2 protein-coding genes are annotated in these 1,023 nt (G+C 43.5%); one reads left to right on the top strand and one right to left on the bottom strand.

Annotated features, from left to right (window positions below; genetic code table 11):
- Positions 1–568, top strand: a 568-nt coding sequence (locus R7R78_RS24520; protein ID WP_225474426.1) for a substrate-binding domain-containing protein, incomplete at its 5' end; no start/stop codon positions are given.
- Here the strand turns inward: R7R78_RS24520 and R7R78_RS24515 are convergent.
- On the bottom strand, positions 504–1,023 hold a 520-nt coding region (locus tag R7R78_RS24515), incomplete at its 5' end, for a TSUP family transporter (protein ID WP_225474425.1). The two genes, R7R78_RS24520 and R7R78_RS24515, sit on opposite strands and share 65 nt — an antisense overlap.

Genomic DNA, 1,023 nt, shown 5'->3' with positions numbered 1-1,023 from the left:
TCTCGTCGCAGGTTATCTGAGTATGATTATGGAAGAGCAACTAGCACGCGATCCTTATCTCAGAATCTCTACCAATCACACTCCGAGAATCGTTGAAAACGTAAAATCAGGGCGAGCGACCCTAGGATTCTGCGCTGGTTACTTACCTTCTCATCACGGTTTGATGAGCGTTCATCTCGCCGATGAGCCTTTCTCTATAATAAGTAAATACCCGCTAACTCAATTACCAAAAGCGATTTTAACTAACGATTTGAATAACCCAGCCAATACATATCAGCAAGCCATTTTGTCCAAGTACGAGATCCAACCTTTGATGGAAATGGACTCCTACACTGCGGCAGCGCAATTAGCTTTAAAAGGTATGGCACCAGCACTGATACCTAAATCCATCATCAAAACACTCAACATCGCATCAAATTTCTGTTTTGAATTCGAAGAACTAGAGCCTCTAATTCGCCCAATACACATCTGTCTTCGCCACAACACATACCGCAATCAGCGAATTAAAACAGTGTTAGAAGCCATTGCTGATGTTGTTGCCAAAGAAGTTTTGTTGCCATCAGCATAGACATGGTAATCACTAGAGGTCGAATCCACTTTTGACCTTTGGTAACCACCACTTTTGCGCCAAGTTGAGCGCCAATAAAGCCACCGACCGCCATCGTCAAACCAATTTCCCATACAGGTAACCCTGCTAGAACGAAAAACAACAATGCAGCAATGTTTGAAGTGAAATTCAAAATCTTAGTTCGTGCTGTTGCATCCACGAGAGAAAAGTGGCCAAGAGCAACAAAGCACACAGTAAAAATCGAGCCCGTACCGGGGCCAAAGAAACCATCGTAGAAACCAACTCCACCACCGATACACAATGCAAACATCGCTTCGGCAAGTTTTGGTTCTCCATCGATTTTTCGAGTACTTGGTGCGAGTAAAAAATAAAGAGAAATCGCAATTAGAAGAACAGGAATCAAACTGGTGAGTACGCTAGCATCAATAAACTGAACAGCCTCGGCACCGATTGCA

The sequence above is a fragment of the Vibrio sp. 2134-1 genome, assembly GCF_033339495.1.
The sequence above is the reverse complement of the archived record's forward strand: the minus strand, read 5'-3'. Positions and strand labels throughout refer to the sequence as shown.